The 25,878-nt window shown below is 66.5% G+C and carries 27 protein-coding genes; 15 read left to right on the top strand and 12 right to left on the bottom strand.

The window, feature by feature from the left end:
- Position 1 precedes the first annotated feature (1 nt).
- The 7 genes from VI123_RS16440 (at position 2) to VI123_RS16410 (ending at position 7,175) form a co-directional block, all read left to right on the top strand.
- Positions 2-205 (top strand): hypothetical protein, encoded by a 204-nt coding sequence (locus tag VI123_RS16440; protein ID WP_336339145.1) that lies wholly within the window; start codon positions 2-4, stop codon positions 203-205.
- Between the two features lie 29 nt (positions 206-234).
- Positions 235-1,311, top strand: coding sequence for a Gfo/Idh/MocA family protein (locus VI123_RS16435; protein ID WP_336339144.1), 1,077 nt, complete (start codon positions 235-237; stop codon positions 1,309-1,311).
- Positions 1,312-1,352: 41 nt separating this feature from the next.
- Positions 1,353-2,417: a glucose 1-dehydrogenase gene (locus VI123_RS16430; protein WP_336339143.1), complete on the top strand. Its 1,065-nt coding sequence runs from the start codon at positions 1,353-1,355 to the stop codon at positions 2,415-2,417.
- A 273-nt stretch (positions 2,418-2,690) separates the two neighbouring features.
- Positions 2,691-4,049 carry an ABC transporter substrate-binding protein gene (locus VI123_RS16425; protein WP_336339142.1) on the top strand — a complete coding sequence of 453 codons (1,359 nt, stop codon included), beginning with the start codon at positions 2,691-2,693 and terminating at the stop codon, positions 4,047-4,049.
- Positions 4,050-4,205: 156 nt separating this feature from the next.
- Complete coding sequence (gene trmB, locus VI123_RS16420; protein WP_336339141.1) at positions 4,206-5,258, top strand: HTH-type sugar sensing transcriptional regulator TrmB; 1,053 nt, start codon at positions 4,206-4,208, stop codon at positions 5,256-5,258.
- A 377-nt stretch (positions 5,259-5,635) separates the two neighbouring features.
- The gene (locus tag VI123_RS16415) at positions 5,636-6,412 is read left to right on the top strand and encodes a helix-turn-helix transcriptional regulator (RefSeq protein ID WP_336339140.1); all 777 of its coding nucleotides are present in this window, start codon (positions 5,636-5,638) and stop codon (positions 6,410-6,412) included.
- A 49-nt stretch (positions 6,413-6,461) separates the two neighbouring features.
- On the top strand, positions 6,462-7,175 hold the full coding sequence (locus tag VI123_RS16410; RefSeq protein WP_336339139.1) for a dolichyl-phosphate hexose transferase: 714 nt from the start codon (positions 6,462-6,464) through the stop codon (positions 7,173-7,175).
- Positions 7,176-7,178: 3 nt separating this feature from the next.
- On the opposite strand, the gene VI123_RS16405 is transcribed toward VI123_RS16410, so the two are convergent.
- From VI123_RS16405 to VI123_RS16380, 6 genes are read right to left on the bottom strand one after another with little or no spacing between them, the layout of a single operon-like run.
- Positions 7,179-7,748 (bottom strand): gluconate 2-dehydrogenase subunit 3 family protein, encoded by a 570-nt coding sequence (locus VI123_RS16405; RefSeq protein WP_336339138.1) that lies wholly within the window; start codon positions 7,746-7,748, stop codon positions 7,179-7,181.
- Positions 7,749-7,750: 2 nt separating this feature from the next.
- A complete protein-coding gene (locus VI123_RS16400) occupies positions 7,751-9,757 on the bottom strand; it encodes an ArnT family glycosyltransferase (RefSeq protein WP_336339137.1) in 2,007 nt (668 codons plus the stop codon).
- A complete protein-coding gene (locus VI123_RS16395; RefSeq protein WP_336339136.1) occupies positions 9,754-10,884 on the bottom strand; it encodes an ABC transporter ATP-binding protein in 1,131 nt (376 codons plus the stop codon). The genes VI123_RS16400 and VI123_RS16395 overlap by 4 nt, the downstream gene beginning before the upstream one ends.
- A complete protein-coding gene (locus tag VI123_RS16390; protein WP_336339135.1) occupies positions 10,884-12,506 on the bottom strand; it encodes an ABC transporter permease in 1,623 nt (540 codons plus the stop codon). The genes VI123_RS16395 and VI123_RS16390 overlap by 1 nt, the downstream gene beginning before the upstream one ends.
- Before the next feature lies 1 nt (position 12,507).
- A complete protein-coding gene (locus tag VI123_RS16385; protein WP_336339134.1) occupies positions 12,508-13,698 on the bottom strand; it encodes an extracellular solute-binding protein in 1,191 nt (396 codons plus the stop codon).
- 37 nt (positions 13,699-13,735) lie between these two features.
- Positions 13,736-14,899, bottom strand: coding sequence for an alpha-1 4-glucan-protein synthase (locus VI123_RS16380; RefSeq protein ID WP_336339133.1), 1,164 nt, complete (start codon positions 14,897-14,899; stop codon positions 13,736-13,738).
- Positions 14,900-15,117: 218 nt separating this feature from the next.
- Between VI123_RS16380 and VI123_RS16375 the strand changes: the two genes are divergently transcribed.
- Genes VI123_RS16375 through VI123_RS16365 form a run of 3 tightly spaced genes read left to right on the top strand, consistent with a single transcriptional unit; the run spans position 15,118 to position 17,717 of the window.
- Entirely contained in the window at positions 15,118-15,861 is a 744-nt protein-coding gene (locus VI123_RS16375) for a beta-ketoacyl-ACP reductase (protein ID WP_336339132.1), read from the top strand.
- A gap of 1 nt (position 15,862) precedes the next feature.
- Entirely contained in the window at positions 15,863-17,440 is a 1,578-nt protein-coding gene (locus tag VI123_RS16370; RefSeq protein WP_336339131.1) for an acyl-CoA carboxylase subunit beta, read from the top strand.
- Position 17,441: 1 nt separating this feature from the next.
- Positions 17,442-17,717, top strand: coding sequence for a hypothetical protein (locus VI123_RS16365; RefSeq protein WP_336339130.1), 276 nt, complete (start codon positions 17,442-17,444; stop codon positions 17,715-17,717).
- On the opposite strand, the gene VI123_RS16360 is transcribed toward VI123_RS16365, so the two are convergent.
- Complete coding sequence (locus VI123_RS16360) at positions 17,714-17,899, bottom strand: DUF7836 family putative zinc-binding protein (protein ID WP_336339129.1); 186 nt, start codon at positions 17,897-17,899, stop codon at positions 17,714-17,716. The genes VI123_RS16365 and VI123_RS16360 overlap by 4 nt on opposite strands.
- A gap of 142 nt (positions 17,900-18,041) precedes the next feature.
- On the opposite strand from VI123_RS16360, the gene VI123_RS16355 reads away from it, so the two are divergent.
- From VI123_RS16355 to VI123_RS16340, 4 genes are all read left to right on the top strand, one after another.
- Positions 18,042-19,151, top strand: coding sequence for an ABC transporter substrate-binding protein (locus VI123_RS16355; RefSeq protein WP_336339128.1), 1,110 nt, complete (start codon positions 18,042-18,044; stop codon positions 19,149-19,151).
- A gap of 5 nt (positions 19,152-19,156) precedes the next feature.
- On the top strand, positions 19,157-19,984 hold the full coding sequence (locus VI123_RS16350; protein WP_336339127.1) for a DUF7551 domain-containing protein: 828 nt from the start codon (positions 19,157-19,159) through the stop codon (positions 19,982-19,984).
- Between the two features lie 64 nt (positions 19,985-20,048).
- Positions 20,049-21,200: a thiolase family protein gene (locus tag VI123_RS16345; RefSeq protein WP_336339126.1), complete on the top strand. Its 1,152-nt coding sequence runs from the start codon at positions 20,049-20,051 to the stop codon at positions 21,198-21,200.
- Entirely contained in the window at positions 21,197-21,577 is a 381-nt protein-coding gene (locus VI123_RS16340; protein ID WP_336339125.1) for a Zn-ribbon domain-containing OB-fold protein, read from the top strand. The genes VI123_RS16345 and VI123_RS16340 overlap by 4 nt, the downstream gene beginning before the upstream one ends.
- Here the strand turns inward: VI123_RS16340 and VI123_RS16335 are convergent, their stop codons facing one another.
- The 3 genes from VI123_RS16335 to VI123_RS16325 all read right to left on the bottom strand — a co-directional run bounded on the left by VI123_RS16335 (position 21,578) and on the right by VI123_RS16325 (position 24,353).
- On the bottom strand, positions 21,578-23,149 hold the full coding sequence (locus VI123_RS16335) for a bifunctional metallophosphatase/5'-nucleotidase (RefSeq protein ID WP_336339124.1): 1,572 nt from the start codon (positions 23,147-23,149) through the stop codon (positions 21,578-21,580).
- 84 nt (positions 23,150-23,233) lie between these two features.
- Positions 23,234-23,689 carry an HTH domain-containing protein gene (locus VI123_RS16330; protein WP_336339123.1) on the bottom strand — a complete coding sequence of 152 codons (456 nt, stop codon included), beginning with the start codon at positions 23,687-23,689 and terminating at the stop codon, positions 23,234-23,236.
- 79 nt (positions 23,690-23,768) lie between these two features.
- Positions 23,769-24,353 carry a DUF7547 family protein gene (locus tag VI123_RS16325; RefSeq protein WP_336339122.1) on the bottom strand — a complete coding sequence of 195 codons (585 nt, stop codon included), beginning with the start codon at positions 24,351-24,353 and terminating at the stop codon, positions 23,769-23,771.
- A 127-nt stretch (positions 24,354-24,480) separates the two neighbouring features.
- Here VI123_RS16325 and VI123_RS16320 point away from each other — a divergent pair, with 127 nt between their 5' ends.
- A complete protein-coding gene (locus VI123_RS16320; RefSeq protein WP_336339121.1) occupies positions 24,481-24,630 on the top strand; it encodes a hypothetical protein in 150 nt (49 codons plus the stop codon).
- A gap of 105 nt (positions 24,631-24,735) precedes the next feature.
- Here VI123_RS16320 and dpsA read toward each other — a convergent pair whose 3' ends face one another.
- On the bottom strand, positions 24,736-25,269 hold the full coding sequence (gene dpsA / locus VI123_RS16315) for a DNA starvation/stationary phase protection protein DpsA (protein ID WP_336339120.1): 534 nt from the start codon (positions 25,267-25,269) through the stop codon (positions 24,736-24,738).
- 177 nt (positions 25,270-25,446) lie between these two features.
- Positions 25,447-25,836 carry a hypothetical protein gene (locus VI123_RS16310; RefSeq protein WP_336339119.1) on the bottom strand — a complete coding sequence of 130 codons (390 nt, stop codon included), beginning with the start codon at positions 25,834-25,836 and terminating at the stop codon, positions 25,447-25,449.
- Positions 25,837-25,878 lie beyond the last annotated feature (42 nt).

Here is a 25,878-nt window from a genome sequence, read left to right as displayed (position 1 = left end):
AATGAGCAGCCACCTCGCCACGCTGTACTGGACCGGGATGCTCGTCCTGTTTTTCTTCTGGTCGTACGGCATCGTGTCGTTCGTCCTCGACCTGAAAAACAAGATACTCCCGGGCATCATCCAGTACCGGCGCGGCCGACGCCGCGAGAAGGCGAAACAGGAACAGGAGGAGGAGCGGGAAGAGCGCGAGCGGCAGTTGTATTAACCGGGCTCGGAGTGTAACCCTACAGACACATGACTGAGACGGTTCGAATCGGCGTCATCGGACTGGGGAACATCGCGACCATCCACTGTACCAACCTCCGGCAGCTCGACCAGCCGGTGTCGATAACGGCGGGCGTCGACGTCGACCCCGACGCGCGCGAGCGGTTCGCCGACACGTACGACGCGGCAGTGTACGAGGACGCCGCGGCGATGTTCGGGGCCGTCGACGCTGTCCTGGTGACGACGCCGAACCGGTACCACGAGCAGTACGTCGTGGCGGCGCTGGAAGCCGGCCTGGACGTGCTCGTCGAGAAGCCGCTGGCCCACACCCTCGAAAGCGCAGAGCGCATCGCTGCGGCCGCTGAAGCGGCAGACGGCTTCTGTATGGTCGGCTTCCACAACCGCTTTGCCGACCCGGTCCGGACGCTGGTGGGCTACCGCGACGCGGGCGAGATTGGCGAGGTGTCACACGTCGAGGCCAACTACGTCAGGCGGCGGGGCGTCCCCGGCCGGGGGTCGTGGTTCACGCGCAGGGACGTGGCCGGCGGCGGCTCGCTCATCGACATCGGGGCCCACGCCATCGACCTGGCGCTGCACGTCGCCGACCACCCCGAGGTCGTCGAAGTGACGGGCGAGACGCGGTCCCAGTTCGGCGTCGACGAGGACTACGCCTACGTCGAGATGTGGGGCGAGGACCGGGGGGCAGACGATTTCGACGTCGACGATTCGACGAGCGCCTTCGTCCGCTGTGAGGACGGCACGACGGTCTCACTGGAGGTCGCGTGGGCGACGAACCGGCCGGACAGCCAGGAGTACTACGTCCGTGGGACCGAGGCCGGGGCACGGCTCGACCTCGCGGACCAGTCGCTGACGCTGTTCGAGACGGCCGACACCGGGGCGATGCACCACCGGACGACCGACGTCGAGACGCGGCGGTCGGACCCGCAACGCCGGGAGCAGGCGCGGTTCGTCTCCGCTGTCAGGGACGGGACGCCACCGTCGGAGAACACCGTCGCGCAGGCGCTCCGGGTCCAGCGTGTCATGGACGCGATTTACCGCTCCAGCGAGACCGGCGCGGCCGTTCGCGTCGGCGAGACGGAGCCCTGAAGAAAGACTTAATCCCCAGTGTTCTCACTCTCTGCCTGCGCATGAAAGTGATTGGTGTGACGCGGGGCGACGACGGGCCACAGCTCCTGGAGCGGGAGCGACCGTCGCCCGACCCGGGCGAGGCACTCGTCCGGACGCTCCGCGTCGGTGTTGACGGCACAGACCACGAGGTCCTGAACGGGTCCCACGGCGGGTTCCCCGACGGGGCAGACCACATGGTTCTCGGACACGAGGCGGTCGGCGTCGTCGAAGAGCCCAATGGCACGGGGCTCGAGGCGGGGCAGGTCGTCGCGCCGACCGTCCGACGGAAGCCGGACGGGGAGACCAACGAGTACTTCCGGCGGGGCGAACCGGACATGGCTCCCGACGGCGACTACGTCGAGCGGGGCATCGTCGGCGAACACGGCTTCATGGCGGAGTACTTCACCTCGCCGGCGGACTTCCTCGTCCCCGTCCCGGAGTCGGTCGCCGAGTACGGCTTCCTCGTCGAACCGCTCTCGATTACCGAGAAAGCAAACGAGCACGCCTACGCCACGCGGGCACCCTTCGACTGGCGGCCGGAGTCGGCCTGCGTGCTCGGCAACGGATCGCTCGGCCTGCTGACGCTGTGGATGCTCGACCAGGAGTACGACCGGACCTACTGCGTCGGTCGGCGGGACCGGCCCGACCCGACGGTCGACATCATCGACGAGATAGGCAGCACGTACGTCGACTCCCGCGAGACGCCGGTGGACGAACTCCCGGCCGACTACGAGGCGATGGACTACGTCTACGAGGCGACCGGGTTCGCCCCCCACGCCGTCCAGACGGTCAAGGCGCTCGACCAGAACGGCGTCGGCGTGTTGCTCGGCATCCCCGAACCCTGGGAGTTCGAGGTCGACGGCGGGTCGCTGCACAACGACATCGTCCTCCACAACAAGTGTCTCATCGGCACGGTCAACTCCCACGTCTCGCACTTCGAGGACGCCGTCGAGACGTTACAGGAACTCCCGGAGTGGCTGCTCGACGACCTGGTCACGACGGTGACGGACCCGGCACACGTCGAGGCGGCCTTCGAAGACGGGGACGACCAGATAAAGGCAGTCGTCGAGTTCGACTCGCTGTAGGCAGGGCCACACCGCGCCCGAGGTTTTCGACGGCAATATAGTCCGAATAAGGGCGATATAGGGAGCGCTTTACGGCCGGAATATAAGAAAACAGATATGAATTCACAAGGTATTTACTCGAATTAGATTAATTTATTCAAACTCAGAAACCCGGTATTTCGGCAGTTAGAGTCGATATTTCCGGGTCGGGACGAATGTCAAACGCCGCTTTTCGTTATACAGAAGTATTAAGTAGGAATCTTCGATAAGGAATTGTGAGGTATTGGTGCAACCATGACTGAGGACACTTCGGACAGACGGTTGACGCGGCGTAACGCTCTTCGGATTGCCGGCGCAGCAGGTGCGGCCTCGCTCGCTGGCTGCGGTGGGAGTGACGGCGGCAGCTCCGACGGCGGCGATGGCGGGAGCGGCGACGGCAGCGACGGCAGCGACGGCAGTACTGACAGCGGCTCCCAGTACAACACACTGGAAGTCGCCCACTGGTGGGGTGAGGGCGACGGGCTGGAAGCGATTCAGGCCGTCATGGACGCGTTCCGGGAGCAAAACCCGGACGTCCCCTTCGACGAGAACCTCATCGCCGGCGGCGCGGGCGAGAACCTGCAGGCGAACATCCGGACGCGGGTCCAGAACGGCAACCACCCGAGCACGTGGCAGGCCTGGCCCGGCAACAACCTGCTTCCGTTCACCGACGCGGAGCTACTGGCGGACATCGGCGACTCCGTGTGGTCCGAGAACGACATGGAGGACGCCTACCTCCAGGGTGTCAAGGACGCGGCCCAGCCCGCCGGGAACTACGTGACGGTCCCGCTCAACATCCACCGTATCAACAACCTCTTCTACAACGTCGAAGTCGTCGAGGACGCCGGTGTCGACCCGACGTCCCTCGAAACCCCCTCCGACGTGGTCGGGGCGCTGCAGACGGTCGAGGAGGCCGGCTACACCGGGATGGCACACCAGACCGGGTCGCCGTGGTCCAGCTTCCAGATGTTCGCGACGGTCTTGCTCGGCGAGACCGACGCCGATACCTACACCGCCATCTTCCAGGACGGCGAGGTCGAGGCCAACAGCGACGCGCTGGAGTCGGCGGTCGAGACCACGCAGTCCTACCTCGACTACATCCCGAGCGACGCCGGTTCGATTTCCTGGACCGAGGCGAACAACCAGGTCATCAACGGCGAAGCGGCGTTCCTCCACCAGGGTGACTGGGCGGCCGGGACGTACATCACGAACGACCTCACGTACGGCGAGGAGTGGGACCACGTCCCGTTCCCGGGGACCGAGGGCTACTACGCGCTGAACATGGACTCGTTCCCGTACCCCGTCAACAACCCGTCGCCGGAAGCGACCACGCTGTGGTGCCAGTTCGTCGGCACGGCGGAGGCACAGGAGATTTTCAACCCCCGGAAAGGGTCGATTCCGCCACGGACCGACGTGGACACGGAGCCGTTCAACGCGTTCTCGCAGGACCAGATAGCGGACTTCCAGAACAGCGAGGCCCAGCCGCCGTCCGTCGCACACGGCCTGGCAGCCCCGCCGTCTATCCTGTCGTCGCTCGAGTCCGCCATCTCGTCGCTGAACTCCGGCAGCGAGCCGTCGAGCGTCGTCTCGCAGATGGCCAGCGCCTACCAGTAACGCGACGGCCACGAGCCGTCTTTCGCGGCGGTCGCCCCGGCCGACGGAACGCGAAACAAGGACGTATAGTCACATGAAGACAGTGTCAAAGGTCCTGAAATCGTTTCATGACTAGAGTGCCGAAGTTCTTAGTACTCGACTCGCAAACCCCCCAATATGTCTAGTGACGACTTGGAAGCATCGCTCGAGCAGGTAATCGCGCGGTTCAATCTCGGCGAGTACGAGATTTCCGCCTACCTGGCCGTGCTTCAACACGGTGAGATGACAGCGTCGGAGATATCGGAGAACACGGACATTCCACAGCCCCGGGTGTACGATACGGTCCGGAGCCTCAGCGACGTCGGGCTGGTCGAGCTCAAGGAGTCCCGCCCGATGAAGGTCCTCGCCATCGACCCGCGGGAGGCCTTCGAGGGGATTCAGGACTCGCTCGACGACCTCGTCGAGGACCTGTCCTCGCGCTACACGGCCCCCGCCCGGGAGCCCGAGGCCGTCTCGCTCGTCAAGTCCCGACCGACGATACTTCGCTACCTCGAAGACATCATCGAGGCGGCCGAGTACGAACTCACGCTGTCGTTGACACCGGCCCTGCTGGAGCGGTTCGAGGACAGGCTCGCGGCCCGGAAGCAGTCAGGCATCGCCATCGAGATACTCATCTCGCCGGGCGTGGACGCCCCCGACCCGGAGCGGTTCGACTACGAGTCCATCGCGACCACGGTGAAGGCCCGGCGCGGTATCACGACGCCGGTCGTCGCCGTCGCCGACGGGAACTACTCGATGTACGCGACCCGGGAGAGCGTCCGCGGTGACACGGACCGCTACGGCGTCATCTTCAACCGCTCGGAGCTCGGGTTCCTGGTGTCCGGGTTCCTCAACACGGTGCTGTGGACGACCGCCGAGACGATTGCCAGCGACGGCGAGGGGCTCCCGTTCCCGCGCCGCTACGGGACGATTCGGCGGTGTGTCTCGGACCTGATGTCGCTGGACGGTGAGTTCTACGCGACCATCGAAGGCCGGGACGTGGAGACGGGGGACCACCGGGTTGTCGAGGGGAAGGTCGACCAGGCGTCGTTCAGTTCCAACCGCGAGGTGGCGACGCTGGTCGTCCAGACCGCCGAGGGGGCGGTCGAAGTCGGCGGACAGGTGGCCGCGTTCGAGGACATCGAAGCCTACGAGATACGTATCGGGACGGACGCGCCGCCGGAGAACTGACCGGAGCCGCCGCGTCTCACGTCGGTTGAGTGGTGAGTCGCGTCCGGGCGAACCGACAGCGAAGACGATGCCCACCGCGGGCGGGCAACCCACGGTGAGTGCACGACCCGTCGGGCCGGCGAATTATGTCAGAGGCACGACATCGCCAGATCCGAACGCAGCAGTTCTACATGACTGACGCGTTCCGTTGTGTTCAGCGGGGACGCGGTCATACGTGGACAGCAACTGTCTATCCGACGGCAGCGATAAAAAAGATGGACACATTGGCTGGAATAATATCCCGCGCTCGGGAGAATAGCTCGGGTCCGGAGGAGGATTCCATTACAGATGGAAACTGATATGTGCGTCAGCTATGAGATGTGGTGCATGGGGACACCATGGGCGTAGAATCGGCCATCCAGTACGTCCGAACCTCGTCCGTCCGGACCGACATCGTCGGTTCGCTGTGTCCTGGCGCCGAGTCAACGAGCGAACTGCTGTCGGCGGTCGACGCGAGCGAGTCCGCCATCTACGACGCGCTATCGAACCTCGAGGGGCGTGGCCTGGTCACCTCGACGGACGACGGCTGGCGGCTCACCGGCACCGGACGACTCGTCGCCGATACGATTCACCGCCAGCGACGCCTGGAGGACCACCTCGCCAGCGACCCCCAGTACTGGGAGCACCACGACACGGCGGTGCTCCCACGGTCGTTCCGGTGCCGCCTCGCCGAACTCGAGGGGTACACGGTCGTTCGGGGCACGCAGACGGACATCAACCGACCGGTCCGCGAAGTCGTGTCCCGCGTCGAGAGCGCCTCCCACTGTGACGTCGTCTCGCCCGTCTACCACCCCGAGTACGAGGCAGCGATGCCCGACAACGCCGATTCGAGGCTGGTGGTGAGCTGTACCGTCATCGACGAACTGCTCGACTCGGAGGCCGGCTCGGTCGATACGAACCGGTACGAAGCGACCGCCGTCCGCGTCACGCCGGTCCCGTACGCGCTCGCCGTCGCCGACGACTGGATGATACTGACGCTGCCGGAACTGGACGGGTCCTGGCCGTCCGCGAAGGTCGTCTCCGAGACGGACGGCGCTATCTCGTGGGCGCGGGACCTGTTCGCGCGGCTCTGGGACGACGCGGTCCCGCTGGAGACGTATCTCGCCGACCTCTGATTTTGGCAAACCTAAACATTGAAGAACCGTGGGTACTGACCGATGAGCAATGGCTATTCAGGGCTCACGGGCTGACGAAGCGAGCGGCTACACCTTCGACGACCTCGCAGTCGTCATGGGGACGTACAACGAGGAGGACGCTATCGGGACCGTGCTGGACGACATCGACGCGGTGACCGACGGCCGTGCCGAGGTCGTCTGCGTCGACGGGTCCAGCGACCGGACGCCGGATATCGCACGCGACCACGGTGCCACGGTCGTCGAACAGGAGCCACAGGGGTACGGCGTAGCGGTCCGGGAGGCCGTGCTGACGCCGGACCGGCCGGTCGTCGTCACGACGGACTGTGACGACACCTATCCGATGGAGCGGCTCCCCGACTTCCTCGAAGAAATCAACGACGGGGCCGACGTCGTCAGCGGTGACCGCCTCTACTACGGGGCCGACCAGATGCCGGGGTTGAACAAACTGGGCAACGAACTGTTCGCGCTGCTTGCGAGCGCGCTCATGGGCGAGCGCGTCCACGACACGACCACGGGGATGCGCGCGTATCGCCGTGAGCTGCTCCACAAGATCGTCTGGACCGAAAACACCGGCCTCTCGGCCGAACTGCTCATGCGGCCGCTGATGCGCGGTTACGACGTCCGCGAGCGTCCCATCGAGTACGACGAGCGGAAAGGCGAGACGAAGCTCGACCCGTTCTCGGGCGGAGCGGCCATCGCCAAATCCATCGTCCGGGTCGCGCTCGAAGAGCGGTTCCGGTAGCGCCTACCGCCCGCCCGGCGGCTGCCGGTAGCTACCCGTTCCGCCGGGGTAGCCCTGCGGGTTCTCGATGCCGACGAGTTCGCCGCCGGTGGGTGAACTGTACAGCGCGAACAGGAGGTCGTTCACGAGGTAGTAGCGCACGCGGTGTCTCGGGTCGCCGTGTGGGTCCGGGTCACTGGCGTGGACGCCCATCCCCCGCAGCGTCTCTTCCTGCGTCGGCGCGTCGAGCGCGACGAAAGCGGTATCTTCCCACTCCCGGGTGTACGTGTCCAGGTCGGCGACGACGGCCGCCATGTCGGCGGCCCGCTCGGGGTCGGCCTCGGTGCGCCCGGCGAGGTAGCTGTCGACGAACTCCTCGACGCCGGCCACCTCGCTCGGGTAGACGATGTCGGCGACGGCCAGGTACGTCTCGCGCTCGTGGTCGCCGAACGTCGATTCGGTGCCGTCCTCGCTTCGCTCGGCGGTGTCGTCCCCGGACCGGTCCCAGGTGAGCGCGGCCGCGCCGCCGACGGTGACGCCCGCCGCGCCGAGCGCTTTCAGTGCGTCGCGTCTAGTGAGTTCGTAGTCCGGCATGGTCAGGCGCGTTCGGTTGTCGTGGTTGCGTTCAGTCCGATTCCGTCGCGGTGCGTGCCCGGGACGTACGCCGCCTCGCCGCCGCAGCGGCGCTGGTCCCGGCAGACTTCGAGCCGCGGCGTCAGCGTCCGGACGCCCCCGCTCGTCTGGTCGACCGGGAGCGCCGCGCGGTACTCGAACCCTGCGCCGGTGCCGTAGTCGACGAACATAATCAGCGTCACCATCCCGTCGTCCGGGGTCGGCACGCTCACCCGGTCGTCGACGCCGTCGCCGGTGAGCCGCGTCCGGTTCCGGTCCGTCGAGAGCCGCAGGTCCAGCCGGTCGGACCCGGTGACGGTCGCGTAGTCGTTCTCGCCCGCGCTGGTGAGCCGTATCGAGACCAGCGCGGCCTGATCGGGGACCGACGCCGACACGTCCGTCCGAACCGTCTGGCCCTCGGCGACCGACACCGGCTGGAGCCGCGGCTCGACGGGCAAGCCCAGGTACGGGACCCACTCCCCCCGGAACACGTAGCGGTAGTACGTCCGGTCGGGGTAGGCGTCGACGACCTCGAACTGGCGGTGTTGCATCGCGTAGACGGTGTCGCCGTCGAAGCCGGGGTCGTTGCGGACCGACTGGAACGGGTGGTTGAGCCAGTCGCCGTACGGCGTCGGGAGCAAGACGAGACCTCCGTCGAGGTCGCGCTCCTCGAAGGGCTCGTAGGCCTGTTCGAGCTGCTGGGTCACCTCGTAGTTGTCCGAGACCGGCTCGGCCGCCGCCGTGACGACTGCACCGCTACCAACTGCCGCGCCACACAGCGCCACCGCGACCAGGGCCGGACGGACCCGGTCGGCGCTGACCCGGTCGGTGACCAGCCGTCGCGCCCGCCGGGCGACCGCGATGACGCCGATGGCACCGAAGGCACTCAGCGGGACGAGCATGTCGAGGTGGTAGAACGGCCCCAGGAAGGCGACCAGCCCGTCGGTCGGGTCCGACAGGTCGCCGAGCATGTTCACGGTGCCCCAGAAGTAGCCGTTGCCCAGCGGGACCGTCAGGAGCACGCCGGCCAGGGCCGCCTGGCGGTCGTCCATCCCGCGGCGCGCGACGGTCCCAAGTCCGACGGCGGCGGCCAGCGTCCCCAGCGGGCCGGCGACGACCCACTGGGTGAGGAGCTTCCAGAGGAGTTCGGCGTTGGCGTCCAGCGACATCGCCGGCGTGAACTCCCGGGAGTAGCCCAGAATCTCCCGGTGGCCAAAGCCCGGTCCGTCCTGCGGGGCGAACACCTCGTAGGGGAACAGCAGGGCCGACCCGGTGACGAGGCGGTTGTACGCGAGCGTCGCGGCGACGCCGGCGAGCCCGCCGGCGGCGGTCAGCGACAGGCGCTTGAACCGCGCTGGGTCGCGCGTGCGGAGCGACCACAGCGCGTGGAGGATGAACGGTGCCGCGAACAGCACCGCCGTGTACGGCCGCGCGAAGAAGGCGACGCCGATTGCGAGCCCGGCACCCGCCGCCGTTGTCCGGCTCCCGGTCCGGTCGGCGTGGAGATACGCTGCGGCGAACCCGAGGTTCCAGAGCGTCGCCGGCACGTACGAGAGAAACACCGAGGCCTCGACGAGGAACAGCGGCGACCCGAGCATGAGGAAGGTCGCCACCACGCCCGTCCGGGCGTCGAAGGCCTCGCGGACGGTGTGGTACGTCAGCGCCAGCACGCCGGTCCCGGTGAGTCCCAGGGCGACGCGGTAGCCGCCGAGCAGTTTCCCGAGGGCGAACATCGCCGCCGGGACCGGGGCGTACTTCGGATACAGACGGCCGCCGTCGGCCACGAAGAACCACGGCCGGAACGACTCCTCGACCGGCGGGTACATGAACAGCTGGCCTTCCAGCAACATCGCCGCCTGCTGGAGGTAGACGCCCTCGTCGTGGTTGGTCGTGTGGTGTGGAAAGACGACGTGAGCGAGGGCGAAGACGACGACCCCGCCCAGCAGTGCCACCAGCCCCGCCTGGACCCCCGGCCGGCGCAGTCGGCTCATTCCGTCGGATACCAGGCCAGGTCGTGGTCCGCGACCAGGTCGATTTCGACCGGCTGGCCCGGCTCGAACGTCTCGACGTGGTTGTGCATGCAGTGGACGACGTCGCCGCTGTGGAGTTCGACCCGGTAGACGAACGAGGGGCCGTTGTACTGGCGGTGGACGACGTAGCCGTCGGCCTTGGACTCGTTCGTCGGCAGCGCCTGCAGGTCGTCGGGGCGGACCAGCACGTCGACCATCGCGCCGTTGTACGCTTCGACCGGGCCGTTCAGCAGGTCCACGTCGAACGACCCCAGTCCGGTCTCGATGACGTCGTTGGTCACCCGGGCCGAGAGGAAGCTCGCCTGCCCGAGGAAGCTCGCCACGAAGCGGCTCTCGGGGTTCTCGAACACCTCGGCGGGGTCGCCGACCTGGGCGACGGTCCCGTCGTTCATGATGGCGACGCGGTCGCTAATCGAGAGGGCCTCCTCCTGGTCGTGGGTCACGGAGATGGCGGTGACGCCGGCCCGCTTCAGAATCTTGCGGACCTCCTCGCGCATCTCGACGCGCAGGCGCACGTCCAGGTTCGAGAACGGCTCGTCGAGCAGGAGGACGTCCGGCTCCGGGGCCAGCGAGCGGGCCAGCGCGACGCGCTGTTGCTGGCCGCCCGACAGCTGGCTCGGCATCTTGTCGTGGTGGGACGCAAGGTCGACCAGTTCGAGCAGTTCGTCGACCCGCTCGGCGACGGCCTCGTCGTCCATCTCGGTCAGCCCGAAGGCGATGTTCTCGGCGACGGTGAGGTGGGGAAACAGGGCGTAGTCCTGGAAGACGATGCCGACGTTGCGCTCCTCGGGTTTCCGGAACGAGGACCCGTCGGCGATGACCTCGTCGGCGATGGCTATCTGGCCGTCGGAGGGGCGCTCCAGCCCGGCAATCATCCGCAGCGTCGTCGTCTTCCCACACCCCGAGGGCCCGAGCAGCGTCAGCAGCTCCCCGTCTTTCACGTCGAGCGAGAGGTTCTCGACGGCGACCTCGTGTCCGTAGTCCTTGGAGACGTCGTCCAGTTCCAGGACCGTTCGGTCCGGGTTCGCTACCGCCGCGTCCACGTCGTCGAAGTCAGACGTTTGCTGTGTGCGTGTTTGTCGAGACATTAGCTTGTGTCCTCCCGTCGAAGAATGACCAGCATCGAGAGTCCGGAGAGGCCGACGAGCACGAGAGCTGGGACCGCCGCCTGTCCGTAGTAGCCGGCACCCTGGACGAGCCAGATGTACGTGACGAAGGTTTCGAAGCCCGTCGGGCGTAACATCAGCGTTGCCGGCAATTCCTTCATGGTGGTCAAGAACACCAGCGCGGCCCCGGCGGCGATGCCCGGTGCGACCAGCGGCAGGACGACCTTCCGGAACGCCGAGAGGGGGTGATAGCCAAGCGACCGCGCCGCCTCGATGTACTGCGGGTCGACCTGGAGAATCGACGACTCGGTCGTCCCGACGGCCTGGGGCAGGAACCGGACCACGTAGGCGAACACCAGCAGGATGACGCTCTGGTACAGGAACGGGACGTACCGGAGCCCCAGGTACACGAGCGCCAGGCCGAGGACGACCCCGGGGACGGCGTAGCCGACGTACGTCGCCCGCTCGGGGAGCGACGAGAGGCCGGAACTGCCCCGGGCGGAGAGGTACGCTATCGGGAGCGCCGCCACGACGCAGATGGCGGCCGCGGCGGCCGCGAGGCCGACCGAGTTCCAGGCGTAAGCCGCCTCGAAGCTGAAGCCGCCGCCGCTGTAACCCGTGCCGGAACGGAGGAGCCACTGGAGCAGGATGCCGACGGGAAGCACCAGACACAGCGACGCGATAGCGCCGCAAAACAGCAGCGCCGGCCCCTTCCAGTAGCCCAGTCGGATGCGCCCGGGCCGGCGGGAGCCGCTGCTGACGTAGGCCCCGTCCCGCCCGGCGCTGAGACGGGACTCGACGGCGAGGATGCCAAGCGCCATCACGAGCAACAGCATCGAGAGCACGGAGGCGTAGTCCAGCCGGCGAGCGCCGAACTCGTTGTATATCATCCGCGTGAACACGTCGTACTGCATAATCGCCGGTGTCCCGAAGTCCGAGAGGGCGTACAGCGCCACCAGCAACGCGCCGGCGGCGATGCCCGGCGCAATCTGTGGCAGCGTGACGCGGCGGAACGCCTCCCAGCGGGTGTGGTTCAGCGTCCGGGCGGCCTCGACGACGGTCCCGTCGAACGACAGCAGCGACGCGCGCGTGGTCAGGAACACGTAGGGGTACGTAAACAGCGTCAACACGAGTATCGCGCCGTGGAGGCCGTAAATCGTCGGGATTTGCTCGACACCGAGCGGCGAGAGCAGGTCCGCGAGGACCCCGCGGGGCCCGAACGCCGAGACGAACGCGAAGGCCCCGATGTAGCTCGGGACGACCAGCGGCAGCGCGGACGTAATCGTCCAGAACCGCCTGAACGGCAGGTCTGTCTGGACGGTGAGAATCGCCAGCGGGACGCCGATGACAATCGAGGCGACGGTGACGCCGGTCACGAGCGCCAGCGTGTTCAGCGTCACCGAAACGGTCGTGTCGCTGGTCAGCAGTTCCAGCGCGCGCGCGAACTCGATTTCGCCCGCCCGGATGAACACCCACACCAGCGGCGACAGCAACAGCAGCGAAATCGCCAGTGAGACCACTGCGAGCAGCGTGTTCGGAGACGAGTCTCGTTCCGAGGTCGTCGCCTGCTCCCGGAGCCGCTCGTACCGGTCTTTCGTGCCCATGTTAGAGGACGCCGGCGTCCCGAAGTAAGTCGACGGTGCCGGCCACGTCGGCCAGTTCGGTCAGGTTGATGTCCGGCGGGTTCAGGTCGTCGATGCGGGGCAGGTCACCGACCGGTGCGACGCCCGGAATCATCGGGTAGGCGAACGTCCGGGTGGCGAAGAACTCCTGGGCCTCCGCCGAGAGGACGTGCCGGACGAAGTTCGACGCGAGGTCGGCGCTGTCGGTCCCGTCGATGATTTCCAGCCCCGAGACGTTGACCAGCGCCCCGGCGTCGCCCTCGGTGAACGCGAGGCCGATGGGCGCGCTCTCGCGGGCGGACTGGACCCGGAGCGTGTAGTAGTGGTTGGCGAAGCCGGCGGTCAGTTCCCCGTCGGCGCAGGCGTTGGAGACGCGGAACTCGTCGTCGTAGGTCGTGATGCCGTGGTCCTGCATCGCCTGGAGCCAGGCCCGCGTCTCGTCGTCGCCGCGGATGAGCCGCATCGCAGTGACGAACGACTGGAACGCGCCGTAGCTCGGGGCCCAGCCCATGCTGTCCTCGAGGGCGGCCGCCTCGGGGAACTCCCGGACCGTCGACGGGATGTCGGACTCGGATATCTGGTTCGTGTTGTACGGAATCGCGCGGGCGCGCCCGGCGATGCCGACCCAGCGCCCCTCGCTGTCCTGGTAGGCCTCGGGGACTGTCGACAGCGCCTCCTCGGGGAGGCTCGCGGTCGCGCCGGCGTTTGCCACCGCACCGAGGGAACCGGCGTCGATGGACATGAACACGTCGGCGGGGCTCGCGCCGGCCTCGTTTTCCTCGATGATGGTGTTTGCGAGGTCGCTGGAGGCTTCGAGCCGGTGGTTCGCCGTGAAGTCCGGGTACAGCTGTTCGAACAGATTGATGAGGTCGAGGTAGAGGCCACCCTCACCGCCGCCGAGATACAGCGTCAGTTCGCCGCTGAGGTCCGGCAGGTCCTCGATTGAGGTGCCGCCGGGGGCGTCACGCTGTGCTACCAGCGGGCCGGAGCCGCGGAAGTCGGACAGAGAAATCTGGCCGGCACCCGCGCCGGTCCCACCGTCACCGCCGTCGCCGCCGCTGAGAATACCGGAGCAGCCCGCGAGCGCTGTCGCGGCAGTTGTGCCGCCGAGAGCGAGGAAGCGCCGCCGTGACTGCGTTACGTTGCGTCCAGCCGTGTCGGTAGAATCGCTCATTGTTTGATTTAGGGTTGCCTAAACAACTTAGGCCTTTCTAGTCGTCCGCGGTTGCGGATGCCCGCTGGGTCGCGGCGTCTTCCAGTTCGTCGAGGCAGTCCAGCCAGTCGAGCATGAACTCCCCACAGTAGTTAAGGAAGGCACCGTTTTCCCAGTCGCTGAAGTCCCCTTCGGCCATCGCCACGGCGATGTCCTCGAACACTTCGGCGTAGGAGTCGGCGTCCGCGCCGGCCTCGTCGACGATTTCCCAGACGTGTTCGTTGAGTTCGAGCCCGTGGACCTCGTTGGTGAGGTCCGAGAACGTCGAGCGGGGCGCTTTGTTGTGTTCACACAGCGGGTCGCCGTTGTATATCTGCTTGCCCAGCACGTCACAGGCCCGCTTGAGGAAGACGCCGGACCAGATGTCGTCGAAGCGGCCCACGTCCCACTCGTTGTCGTCCATCGGGAGCTGGTAGAACGCGGGGACGACCTCCCGGCGGAACGCGAGGTTCATCGAGCAGACGGTGAGGTACTGGCCCTCGGCCGCGACGAAGTCCTCGCCGAAGTCCTCGGCGGCGGTGCGGGTCTGGGCCTGCCCCTGGAGGTCCCCGTCCATGAGGATGCGGACGGCGTCGAGGTCCGGCACGTTGGTCCAGAGGCCCTGTGAAGCGACCACGTCGTCGACCCCGGTCGTCTCGGTCTCGACCGTCTCGTCCATCGCGGCGTAGGGATAGCCGCGCGGGTACAGCCCGTGGCCGTCCTCGTTCTGGTAGAGGACGTTGACCCACTGCTCGTCGGAGCTGACCGCCTCGATTTCGCCCTCGTAGGCGAGGTTCTCCATGTGCGTGCCGAAGAAGTCCGCGTCCTCGTGAGGCAGCGTATCGTCGTCGATGAACACCCCGTACTCGTAGTCGTTGGCCCACATGTAGAGCAGGCCAAACGAGGTCTGGGCGTGGCTCGCCTCGGGGATGAGGTGTGCGTACTCGCCCGCGCCGTGGGTCTCGAACCACGCCTCGCGGGCGGTCCCGTCGTAGACGGTCCCGTCGACGCCCTCCTCCTCCAGCATCGCCTCCATCGCGTCGGTGTCACAGAAGTCCTCGGTGATGAGCACCACGAACAGCCGGTCCAGGTCGAACCCGTGGTCGCGGGCGTTCTGGAAGTACGACCGCATACACTCGTGGTTTCGAATCGTCGGGACCATCACGCAGATGTCGGCTGTCATGTGTTGTCCCCACCTCTTTAGGCCATCCTAAAATATTTGCCGTTCTCTCGTTGTTTCCCACGTGAATTCGTTTTCTGATTGTCATACCGCTCGGAATCGGAGCGTCATTATATTTTAGATCCCGCGTTTAATGCAGTATTAGGAGAACTGTTATTTGGCTGTGCTTTGCCAGAGTAGGTTATGAGCGTAGGAAGCGACAGGGCTACCCGGAACCACAGATGAACCTGGACAATCAGACCTGTGTCGTCACCGGGTCCTCGCGCGGTATCGGCCGCGGAATCGCCAGAGACCTCGGTGCTCACGGGGCCAACGTCGTCGTCAACTACCGCTCCTCGGAGGCGGAAGCCCGCGCCGTCGTCGAGGACATCCGCGAGAGCGGCGGCACCGCCATCGCGGCACAGGCCGACGTGGCGAAACTCGACGAGGTCCGGGCGATGCGTGAGAAGGTGGTCGACGAGTTCGGCCCCGCCGACGTGCTCGTCAACAACGCCGGCATCACCATCGACAAGAAGTTCGAGAACATGACCCGGGAGGACTGGGAGACGGTCATCGACGTGAACCTTGGCGGCGTGTTCAACGGGACGAAGGCGTTCTACGACGACATCTGCGAGGCGGACCACGGCCGGCTGATAAACATCTCCAGCGTCGTCGGCCAGCAGGGCAACATCGGGCAGGCCAACTACGCGACGACGAAGTCGGGGCTGTTCGGGTTCACGCGGACGCTCGCGCTGGAACTGGCACACACGGGGTCGACCGCGAACTGCGTCGCGCCCGGGTTCGTCAAGACCGACATGCTGGAGGAGGTGCCCGAGCGCGTCCAGGAGAAGATTCTGCGGGAAATCCCTCTCGACCGGTTCGCGCGCGTCGAGGACATCGCCGGCATCGTCAGGTTCGTGGCGAGCGAGGAGTCGAGTTACATGACAGGGCAGGTACTTGGTGTCAACGGCGGGATGGAGTGGTAACATGAGTCAACAGGAAGAACCAGCCGACGAGACGCCCGAGGACGCAGTCGAGGAGTTGCGAGAGAAACGAGCCGAGGCCGAACTCGGCGGCGGCGAGGCCCGCATCGAGTCCCAACACGAGAAGGGCAAGATGACCGCCCGCGAGCGCATCGACTTCCTCGTCGACGACGGGACGTTCAACGAGGTCGACCCGTTCGTCGAGCACCGGTCGACGAACTTCGGGATGGAGGAGAAGCGCTTCGCCGGCGACGCGGTAGTCACCGGCTACGGCGAGGTCGACGGGCGGAAGGTGTTCCTGTTCGCCCACGACTTCACCGTGCTCGGGGGCTCCGTGGGCGAGGTGGTCGCCGACAAAATCTGCAAGGTGATGGACCGGGCCATCGAGAACGGCGTGCCCGTCATCGGCCTGAACGACTCCGGCGGCGCACGCATCCAGGAGGGAGTCGACTCCCTGGTGGGCTTTGCCAAGATTTTCGAGCGCAACACCAAGGCCAGCGGCCTCATTCCACAGATTTCCGCGATTATGGGGCCGTGTGCCGGAGGGGCCACCTACAGTCCGGCCCTGACCGACTTCACGTTCATGGTCCAGGACACCAGCCACATGTTCATCACCGGGCCGGACGTCATCGAGACGGTCACCGGCGAGCAGGTGTCCAAGGAGGAACTGGGCGGTGCGGGCTCACACTCCACGAAGTCCGGCGTGGCCCACTTCTCGTACCCCTCCGAGGAGGAGGCCCTGGAGAACATCCGCCGTCTCCTGTCGTACCTCCCGGCGAACAACATGGAGGACCCGCCGCGGGTCAAGCCGTGGGACGACCCCGACCGGGAGATTCCCGGCGTGACCGACATCGTCCCGTCCGCCCCGCGCAAGCCCTACGACATGACGAAGGTCGTCGACAGCATCGTCGACGAGGAGTCCTTCTTCGAGGTCCACGGCAACTGGGCGCGCAACGTCGTCATCGGCTTCTCGCGGCTGGACGGCCGGTCGGTCGGCGTCGTCGCCAACCAGCCACGCGTGAGCGCGGGGACGCTCGACATCGACGCGGCGGAGAAGGCCGCCCGGTTCGTGCGCTTTTGCGATTCGTTCAACATCCCCATCCTCACGCTCGTCGACGTGCCCGGGTTCATGCCCGGCACCGACCAGGAGCACAACGGCATCATCCGGCGGGGCGCGAAGTTAATCTACGCCTACGCCGAGGCGACGGTGCCGCTGCTGTCGGTCGTCGTCCGGAAGGCCTACGGCGGCGCGTACATCGTCATGTCCTCGAAGTTCCTGGGCAGCGACGTGAACTACGCCTGGCCCGGGTCTGAGATGGCGGTGCTCGGTCCCCGCGGGGCGGTCAACATCCTCTACCGGACCGAGATAGCGGAGGCCGACGACCCGGACGCGAAGCGCCAGGAACTGATGGACGAGTTCCGCGACGAGTTCGCCAACCCGTACGGGCCGGCGAAACGTGGCTACCTCGACGACGTCATCGAACCGAAGGACACGCGCAAGCGCCTCATCCAGGACCTGGAACTCCTGGAGCGCAAGCGCGAGGACACCCCGCCGAAAGACCACGGCAACATCCCGCTGTAACATGGGGGCACACGAGCCCACACAGCACAGCGAGGGCCCTTCGCTGTCGATTCCAGCCGACGCTTCCCAGGCCGAGGCGGCCGCTATCACCGCCGCGGTCGGCACTCACCTGACCGAGCGCCAGCGGGCCGCCGTGGCGACTCAGCAGCGCGACGCGGTCGAGTACGTCGACGAGTGGACGCTGGCCGGCCGGCTGGCGAGTTTCGGCAAGCGCCGCCGCCCGAACGAGGTCGAGCGCGGCGAGGAGTGGAAGGCGGCGGCGCGAGCGCGGTACTAGGCTTCGGTAAACTCCTGCAGTACTTCGAGGTCACGGGCGGTCCGCATGAACTCCGACAGTGACCGTTCGGTCCCACAGTCGTCGCAGGCGAACTGCGTCTCCGGGGCCGGGAGGTCGGACACGCGTTCTTCCCAGCTAACTGAACAGCCCGGACATTGCAGTTGGAGCCAAGCCTCCTGCATATTCTGTGTGTGGTTAGCACACACGGATATATCTTGTGTGGATTCCCAGTGACGGAGGCCGCGTCACGGGCCGGCGGTTTCGGCGTTTTTGGCGCACCTAAATATGGGAACGCTTAAATGTATTAGGCGAACCTAAAAATATATGGGCCGACGAGAGTACATCGTTGCGACCGGCGTCGGGCTGGCGGGGGCCGTCGCCGGCTGTTCGGGCCAGTCCAGCACCGAGTCGACGGACGTCGTGACCGAGACGTCGACGGAATCGGGGTACGCCGTCTCGATGGAGCCGGTCGGGGAGGCCACTTTCGAGTCCGTGCCCGATGTCTGGGTCGCCAACAACGGGAGCTGTGCGGACATGGGTATCGCGCTCGGTCTCGAACCGCCCGAGGGCGTCTGGTTACCGTCCCGGTATCACACCCAGTACTACGACGGGATTCCGGGCGTCAGCGTCGACGGGAGCTCGATTCGGCAGTTGTGGGGCGACAGCGGCGTCGGCAAGGAGCAGTTCTACGAGATGGACGCCGACATCCACGTCATGGACCCGAACTTCCTCCGGAGCCGCGGGTCCTGGGACCGGTCCGACGTCGAGGAAATCGAGACCCGGGTCGCACCTTTCTTCGGGAACAGCATCTTCTCGACCGGCTACGAGTGGCACGATTACACCTACTACACGCTGTACGAGGCCTTCGGGAAACTGGCACAGGCGTTCCAGCGGACCGACCGGTTCGACGCGTTCCAGTCCCTCCACGGGGAGTTCCAGGCGACGCTGGGGGACGTCGTCCCGGAGTCGGACTCACAGCGGCCGGAAGTGGCCATCGCCTGGGCCGGCAGCGACGAGCCCACCAGTTTCTCGCCGTACCTCATCGAGGACGGGACGAGTTTCAAGCAGTGGCGAGACCTGGGCGTGCGCGACGCCTTCGCGGAGACGGACGTCAGGGACTTCCACTCCGACCGGAGCCAGGTCGACTTCGAGACCCTACTGGACATCGACCCCGAGTACCTCCTCCTGCGGGGCCAGGAGAACAAGACGCGGGCCGAGTTCGAGGAGACGGTCGTCCGCTCGCTCGAAGCGGACCCGACCGGGAGCGAACTGACGGCGGTCCGGAACGGAAACGTGTACCGCGGCGGCTCGCTGTATCAGGGGCCGATAACGAACCTGGTCCTGACTGAACGGGCCGCATCGCAGGTGTACGACGTGGACCGGGAACTGTTCGACCGCCAGCGCGTCGCCGACATCGTTGCCGGGGACCTGTAGAGACGATGGTCGGACGAACGCTCGCGGACATCCGTGACAGGCTCTCGGACCTCGCTGTCGCCGTCGGCCCGTATCGGGTCGTGAGCGCCCGGACGGGCGCAGCGCCGTTCCCGGTGTCGGGCATGCAGTTCCCCGACCGCGAGACGGCCGCCGAAGCCGCCAGCGTGGCGACCGCCTACCGGAGCGCCCTCCGGCGGTACGACCCCCGCGTCACCGTCCACGGGCTCATCGTCTGTGAAGCGCCCTGGGGGACCGACCCCGTCGACGCCGCCCCGCCGTCGCTCCCGGAGTACTGTCACACGGTGGCCGGGGCACTGTTCGAGGTGCTGTCGGGCCGGCACCGGTCCGTCGAGGAGGCGGTCATCGACAGCTACCTCGAAGCGGCCGAGGAGACCGAGAACCGCGAACGGCTCTGTCTGGCGATGCTGGAGAGCATGGCCGAGGCGCTCGCGGCCCACCTCGAACCGGACGCCCAGGCGGACACGCTCCGGGAAGCCGCCGGCCAGCTACCGCGGAAGCCGAGCGGGCCGGACCCGGTTCGGGGCGCCCTCGCGGCCCTCGAAGCGGCGGGGCTGGTCAACGAGGCGGAGATGGAGCCCGCGGCCGGTGGCCCGGGCCGGTGTCGGAAACATATCACGCTACGAAACTATCGCCCGACGCTGTCGGACCTTCGCTGTCCGGTGTTGCCCCTCGTCGTCGAACTGCTGCGCCGGACGAGCGTCACGCCGCAGATGGCCCACGCCGAACGGACCGCGGACGGCTGGCGGTTGCTCGTCTCGCTAGCCGGGGACCAGCCGGCATCGGGGTTGTCGGTCGTCACGACGACTCCCTGAACATTCCGCTCGTTCTATAGGTCGGACCGTAATACATACACGCCACCCCTGTGACGGCACAGGTATGGGAGTCGCAGTAATCGGCGCGTCAATGACGAAATTCGGGCAGCGCGACGCCTGGATACGCGAGTTGCTCTCGGAGGCCGGCCGGGAGTGTCTCACGGACGCCGGCGTCACACCCGACGACGTAGAGCACCTGTACGTCTCGAACATGTCCAGCGGCGAGTTCGAGGGCCAGACGGGCATCATGAACCTGCTGGCGCACGACCTGGGGGTGCTCCCGGCCTACAGCGAACGGGTCGACCAGACCTCCTCTTCCGGCGGGGCCGGCATCTACGAGGCCTGGCAGTCGGTCGCCAGCGGAGTCAGCGAGATGACGCTGCTGGTCGGCGCGGAGAAGATGACTCACAAGACCACGGGTCAGGCGACCGACATCATCGCCTCGATTACCCACCCCGACGAGTACAAACACGGCGTCACGCTGCCCTCCTTCGCCGGGATGACCGCCCGGCACTACCTGGAGCGGTTCGACGCCCCGCGGGAGTCGCTCGCCCGGGTCGCGGTCAAGAACCACCGGAACGGCGTGGACAACCCGAACGCGCAGTTCCAGAAGGAGATTACGATGGAGACGGCCCTGGAGTCGCCCATCATCGCGGACCCGCTGCGGCTGTACGACTTCTGTCCGATTACGGACGGCAGCGCCGCGCTCATGTTCACGACGGAGGAGCGGGCCGCGGAGATAGCCGACGAGTACGCCGTCGTCTCCGGTATCGGCGGAGCGACCGACACCCACGTCGTCCACGAGCGCGACGACCCGACGGTCATGGGCGGGGTCGTCGAGTCGAGCGAGCAGGCTTACGAGATGGCCGGCCTCGGTCCCGATGACCTCGACGTGGCCGAACTCCACGACATGTTCACGATTCTGGAGTTCCTCCAACTGGAGGGTATCGGCGTCGCCGACCAGGGCACGGCCTGGGAACTGGCGATGGACGGCGCGACCGCCAAGGACGGCGACCTGCCAATCAACACCTCCGGCGGCCTCAAATCGAAGGGTCACCCGCTGGGGGCCAGCGGCGTCGCCCAGGGTGTGGAAATCTACGAACAGCTCGTCGGCGAGGCCGGGCCGCGGCAGGTCGCGGCCGACACCGCGCTGGCGTGTAACGTCGGCGGCTTCGGCAACTGTGTCATCACCACCATCATGGAGGCCGCAGAATGACGCTGGAAGCAGGCATGTGCTCGAACGGCCACGTCTCGTACCCCACCCATCCGCTGTGTCCGGAGTGTGGCGAACCGCAGGAAGAGACGTTCGACCTCTCGGACCGGACCGCCGAGGTCGTCACCTGGACCCACTCGACGGCGACGCCGCCGGGCGTCCGCGAGCCCAACACGCTCGCCATCGTCGAGTTCGACATCACGGACGTCGACGATGCGAGCGACGCGTTCGTCCGCGCGCTCGGGCAAGTGACCACGGACGAAGTCGAGACGGGTGACACGGTCGAACCGGTCTACGTCGAGGAACTGCGGGACCCCGATGTGGGCATCAAGGTGCCCGAGAGCCAGGACTGGGACGGCTACCGCTGGGACCCCGTCTGATTAGCTGCCCTCGCCCTGTCTGGTGATGCGCCCTTCGGTTTCCGGCGAAATCGTCCCCGCTTCTTCGATAGTGTTGATGACGAGGTCCGAGAGGAGCGCCCCCTCGTTCGAGGAGACGAGGACGGTGGCGTCACCGAGCATGCTGTACCCGTCGCCGCCGCCGGAGACGAAGTCGTTCGTCGCCAGCGTGTACGTCGCCGTCGGGTCGATTGGCTCGCCGCCTGCCGTGGCCTCGACGATTCGGTCGCCCGACTCCGCGGCGGGGTCGTAGGTGTAGGTGATACCACTGACCTGCGGGAACCGTCCGGCTCCTTCCTCGATGCGGCTGACGCCGTTCTCCAGCGCCGCGAGCAGCGTCTCGCCCGTGATTTCCAGTTCGACCACGTTGTTCGGGAACGGGAGGATGTCGACGACCACGCGCCGCGAGATGTCCGCGGGGTCGTCCTCACTCGCGTCCTCGAAATACAGCGTGTCCGTCCGGATGCCGCCGCCGTTCATCAGCGCGGTGTCGGCGGAGACGTCGGCGCGGATGGTGTCGGCGACGAAGTTCCCCACGTTCGACTCCCGCGCCCGGACGACCGACTGCCGGGTGTCAAGCGGCTGGGTAGTTTCCCCGATGACCACGTCCAGTTGCCGCTCCAGTTGCGTCTCGTAGTGGTCCTGAACGAGACTGACGAAGGGGTCCGTCCCGGCCGAGGACGCCCCGACGTCGTGCAGCGCGAACTCGTGGTCCGTGACGCCGTCGTCGCCGATACCGAGCGCCAACTCACCGAGGTACTCGTACTCGTCGCCGACAAAGGAGAGGACGGTGTCGTTTACCACGGCTGGCTCTTCCAGCACCGTCGCGGCGTGGTCCCCGATGATGGCGTCGACGCCGTCGACCTCCTCGGCGACGCTCCGTGCGGTTTCGCCCGCGAGGTGGGAGAGCACGATGGTCGCGTCGGCACCGTCGGACTGCATCTGCTCTGTCACCTCCTGCAGTGCCGAGGCGGGGTCAAGGACGTCCGTGTTCTCCCCGATTGAGGTGATTTCGGGGGCTTCCGGCGTAATCAGGCCGGTGATACCAAGCGTCACGTCCCCGACGTCCGTGAGGACGTACTGCTGTGCGCCCTGGTCGGCGGCGAAGACGGCCCCGTCCTCGCGGACGTTCGCGCTGACCCAGGTGAAGAGGCTGTCCCCCACTCGCTCGCGGAGGACCTCGGGCCCCATGTCGAAGTCGTGGTTGCCGTAGGTGTCAAAGTCCAGGCCGCCGGCGTTGAACGTCGAGACGACGTGTCGCCCGTCGAACACCGCGGACAGGACCGACGACGCGAGGTCGTCGCCGTTGCCCACCCGGAGCGTGGCGTCCGTGTCCTCGTCGATGTCGTTCATCAGCCCGAAGTACCGGGAGACGCTGAGGTCCGCCGCGCCGGCGTTGGCGAACCGCCCGTGGACGTGGGTGTCGTGCAGGAACGTGACGGTGGTCCCGTCGGTCTGTAGCGCGGCGCTTGCGGTCGTCGAGCCGACTGCGAGGCTGCCCAGAACGGCCGCGCCCGTCCCGAGTACGTCACGACGTGTCACCTGATATGTCATATAGACGTGTTATCTTACGAACAGAACTTCAGGGTTTGTGTCGCGGCAAGAGTGCTGACGGGTCCAGCCTCGCGGCGGGGCGTGTCACACGGTCGAGACGGTCGTCGAGGCAGCGTCCGGGAGAGAGCCCGTCTCGGCGAGTTTCGCGAGACACTCCTCGACGGATTCGGTCCGGCCCGCGTCGGCGAAGGGGGCGACCTGTGCGAGGTCGCCGTCCTCGTAGACCGCGAGGCAGACGGCCGGCATGACGAGTTCCTGCCGCTTCTCGCGGGTGTCGAAGAAGGGCGCGAGACAGACCCCGGCCTCGTTGGCCCACTCCGCGAACTCGTTGTACAGGGTCCGCTCGGGCCCGTCGCCGGAGCCCTGCAGCGGGACGCGTTTCTCCCACTCGACCGTCTCGACGTCGTCGAGAACGCCGCGACACGCCAGCTCCCGGAGCTCGCCTTCGATAGCGATACAGCGTTTCCGTGACAGTGCTGGGAGGTCAGTCCGGACGAACAGGGTCGCCCGCCGACCGCCCGGTGCGGTAGAGCTGGACATCGGTGTCTGACCCTAGTCGTATGCAATAATAAATCATAATGTTTTTTGTGTTATACTACGCAGTGGCCGGTTACGTCCGTCAGGCCGAATCGTCTCCGTCCCCGTTTTCGGTGGCCGCGTCGTCACCGTCGCGGCCGTCGATATCGTCCTTTATCGACTGTAGCTCGGCGTCTACGTCCACCGGCACGTCGGTCGCTCCGTCGGGGTCGGCGTCGGCTCCCTCCCCGGTCTCGTCGGCCAGTCGCTCCTGTATCTGGCTGCGTAACTGCTGGGCTTCCTGAATGAGTTCGCGGGCCTCCTCGTCTTCGGGCGTCCCCTCGACGGCACGCTGGAGGTCCGTCAGCGCGCCGTCGAGGCGAGAGAGGGTGGCCCGGCTCAAGTCGCTCGCGCGCTGTCGGACCTCGTTCGAGGCGGCCCCGGTCGAGGTCGGTCGCCCCTCGGCCATCCGGAGGGCGCGCCGGAGGAGCTTCAGCGCCTCGATGTTGGTCTTCAGGACGAGGATGACCGCGGGGATGGTCACGTCGCTGGTGAACCGCAAGAGCTCACCCGGCGTCGGCGGGCGCGGCAGACCGCTGTCCGTCGTTGGCTCGACCTCCGTCTCTAGCTCCTGTAGCGTCGTGACGAGGTCCGTGACCAGGGCGGTGAGGTCGTCGTCTGCGCTCATACACGCCTCTTGTCGCCTCGGGTACTAAAGGCCGCGCCGTGTCCGGTCCTCACCTCGGGGTGCCGGCGGCGACAGACGATTAGGCCAACCAAAACCCTTTTAGCTTTAGGGGTGCCTAAGTCGAGTAATGCCAACACAGACGGACGACGTCGAGGCCTCCGAGGACCGCCCGGACGTAGCAGCACTGGACAGCGGTGCCGACAGGACCGTGTTCACCGAAGACGGCAACCGTGACGGCTGGATTTCGACCGACGTGACCGTCGACCTCCGACGGTAGCCCGCTCGCCCGCTATCCGCCCTCTCTTTCCTGCAGTTCTCGAAGCTCGGACCCGGTAGCGGTCGCTACCGGAGGCGAAAATAGGGAGAAAACCGCCGGTCGGGCTCAGTCCTGGACGAGCGTGTCGTCTTCGAGGTAGTGCTCGATGTGGTGAGCGTCTTCCTCGGTCTGGACGATGATTTCACGGAGTATCTGGGCCGTGGCGTGGTCGCCGAGGTTCTCCGCGAGCTCGATGTGGTCCCGGAGCGACTCGATGACGTCGCCGTACATCTCGAGGTCGTTTTCGAGCGACGTTCGGATGTCGTACACGTCCTGTCCCTCGGGCTCCACCGAGGCGTGCTCTTCCTGTGCCTTCCCGCCGGCGATGGGTGTGCCGCCCAGAGCCTGTGCGCGCTCGGCGAGTTCGTCTGCCGCCGCTTCGGCGTGGCCGGCGGCGTCGCCCAGAAACAGGTGGAGGTCGCGGAACTCCGCGCCCTCGACGTTCCAGTGGTGCTTCTTGACCTGATGGTACAGCGTGTACGTGTCCGCCAGGTCCTGGTTCAGGGCGTTGATTACCTGCTCGGACTTCTCCTTGTCGAGGCGGAGCTCGTTCTCTTCGACCTCGCCGAACTCGCGTCGGACGTGCTCTTGGGTTGCCATAGTCGTCCTATCGTACAATGGGAAGCCACTTAAAGATTGTTTTATGAAAATATCTTTTCGGGTGCCAAAAAATTATGTTCCCGGATGGAATGCGCACTTCGCTGAACGGAAATCTTGTCCGCTAATGACAACCCCTGCCGTGACCGGACTATCGACACTTGATATAAAAGGGCGGTGCTACTGCGACCCGGGACGGGAAGCGACGAGCGCGACGGCGTCGGCGTCGATGGCGTCGCTGTCGACGGCCGGTTCGCGGAGGACCTGCTCCTGGTGGACCGCGACGACCGCGGCGAGCAGGTAGTCGTCGAGACCGAGATGTGCGCCGTACTCCTCCCAGACGGTCTCCCTGACGGCCACGAAGAACGTCTCGGGCGTGCGGTGCAACACCGCCTCGTCGAACCGCTTTCGCCACTCGTAGACGAGGTCCTCGACTCCCGGGTTCTCACGCATCGTTCGCTGGTGGTCCGCGAGCGCGGACCGCAGCAGTTCCTCGTCGACGCCGTTTGTCCCCGCGACGCCGCGGATAACCGCGTCGTCGAACGGCGACAGGAGTTCAGTCTCGGTCATCGGCGAAGCCTACGACAGTCCCGACCAAAAACACCGCCACAC

Source organism: Haloarcula sp. DT43 (assembly GCF_037078405.1).
GTDB lineage: Archaea > Halobacteriota > Halobacteria > Halobacteriales > Haloarculaceae > Haloarcula > Haloarcula brevis.
The sequence above is the reverse complement of the archived record's forward strand: the minus strand, read 5'-3'. Positions and strand labels throughout refer to the sequence as shown.

Bases quoted from the DNA above. Each gene is read 5' to 3' on its own strand.
- VI123_RS16440 (WP_336339145.1), top strand. From the start codon at position 2: ATGAGCAGCCACCTCGCCACGCTGTACTGGACCGGGATGCTCGTCCTG.
- VI123_RS16435 (WP_336339144.1), top strand. From the start codon at position 235: ATGACTGAGACGGTTCGAATCGGCGTCATCGGACTGGGGAACATCGCG.
- VI123_RS16430 (WP_336339143.1), top strand. From the start codon at position 1,353: ATGAAAGTGATTGGTGTGACGCGGGGCGACGACGGGCCACAGCTCCTG.
- VI123_RS16425 (WP_336339142.1), top strand. From the start codon at position 2,691: ATGACTGAGGACACTTCGGACAGACGGTTGACGCGGCGTAACGCTCTT.
- trmB (WP_336339141.1), top strand. From the start codon at position 4,206: ATGTCTAGTGACGACTTGGAAGCATCGCTCGAGCAGGTAATCGCGCGG.
- VI123_RS16415 (WP_336339140.1), top strand. From the start codon at position 5,636: ATGGGCGTAGAATCGGCCATCCAGTACGTCCGAACCTCGTCCGTCCGG.
- VI123_RS16410 (WP_336339139.1), top strand. From the start codon at position 6,462: ATGGCTATTCAGGGCTCACGGGCTGACGAAGCGAGCGGCTACACCTTC.
- VI123_RS16405 (WP_336339138.1), bottom strand. From the start codon at position 7,748: ATGCCGGACTACGAACTCACTAGACGCGACGCACTGAAAGCGCTCGGC.
- VI123_RS16400 (WP_336339137.1), bottom strand. From the start codon at position 9,757: ATGAGCCGACTGCGCCGGCCGGGGGTCCAGGCGGGGCTGGTGGCACTG.
- VI123_RS16395 (WP_336339136.1), bottom strand. From the start codon at position 10,884: ATGTCTCGACAAACACGCACACAGCAAACGTCTGACTTCGACGACGTG.
- VI123_RS16390 (WP_336339135.1), bottom strand. From the start codon at position 12,506: ATGGGCACGAAAGACCGGTACGAGCGGCTCCGGGAGCAGGCGACGACC.
- VI123_RS16385 (WP_336339134.1), bottom strand. From the start codon at position 13,698: ATGAGCGATTCTACCGACACGGCTGGACGCAACGTAACGCAGTCACGG.
- VI123_RS16380 (WP_336339133.1), bottom strand. From the start codon at position 14,899: ATGACAGCCGACATCTGCGTGATGGTCCCGACGATTCGAAACCACGAG.
- VI123_RS16375 (WP_336339132.1), top strand. From the start codon at position 15,118: ATGAACCTGGACAATCAGACCTGTGTCGTCACCGGGTCCTCGCGCGGT.
- VI123_RS16370 (WP_336339131.1), top strand. From the start codon at position 15,863: ATGAGTCAACAGGAAGAACCAGCCGACGAGACGCCCGAGGACGCAGTC.
- VI123_RS16365 (WP_336339130.1), top strand. From the start codon at position 17,442: ATGGGGGCACACGAGCCCACACAGCACAGCGAGGGCCCTTCGCTGTCG.
- VI123_RS16360 (WP_336339129.1), bottom strand. From the start codon at position 17,899: ATGCAGGAGGCTTGGCTCCAACTGCAATGTCCGGGCTGTTCAGTTAGC.
- VI123_RS16355 (WP_336339128.1), top strand. From the start codon at position 18,042: ATGGGCCGACGAGAGTACATCGTTGCGACCGGCGTCGGGCTGGCGGGG.
- VI123_RS16350 (WP_336339127.1), top strand. From the start codon at position 19,157: ATGGTCGGACGAACGCTCGCGGACATCCGTGACAGGCTCTCGGACCTC.
- VI123_RS16345 (WP_336339126.1), top strand. From the start codon at position 20,049: ATGGGAGTCGCAGTAATCGGCGCGTCAATGACGAAATTCGGGCAGCGC.
- VI123_RS16340 (WP_336339125.1), top strand. From the start codon at position 21,197: ATGACGCTGGAAGCAGGCATGTGCTCGAACGGCCACGTCTCGTACCCC.
- VI123_RS16335 (WP_336339124.1), bottom strand. From the start codon at position 23,149: ATGACATATCAGGTGACACGTCGTGACGTACTCGGGACGGGCGCGGCC.
- VI123_RS16330 (WP_336339123.1), bottom strand. From the start codon at position 23,689: ATGTCCAGCTCTACCGCACCGGGCGGTCGGCGGGCGACCCTGTTCGTC.
- VI123_RS16325 (WP_336339122.1), bottom strand. From the start codon at position 24,353: ATGAGCGCAGACGACGACCTCACCGCCCTGGTCACGGACCTCGTCACG.
- VI123_RS16320 (WP_336339121.1), top strand. From the start codon at position 24,481: ATGCCAACACAGACGGACGACGTCGAGGCCTCCGAGGACCGCCCGGAC.
- dpsA (WP_336339120.1), bottom strand. From the start codon at position 25,269: ATGGCAACCCAAGAGCACGTCCGACGCGAGTTCGGCGAGGTCGAAGAG.
- VI123_RS16310 (WP_336339119.1), bottom strand. From the start codon at position 25,836: ATGACCGAGACTGAACTCCTGTCGCCGTTCGACGACGCGGTTATCCGC.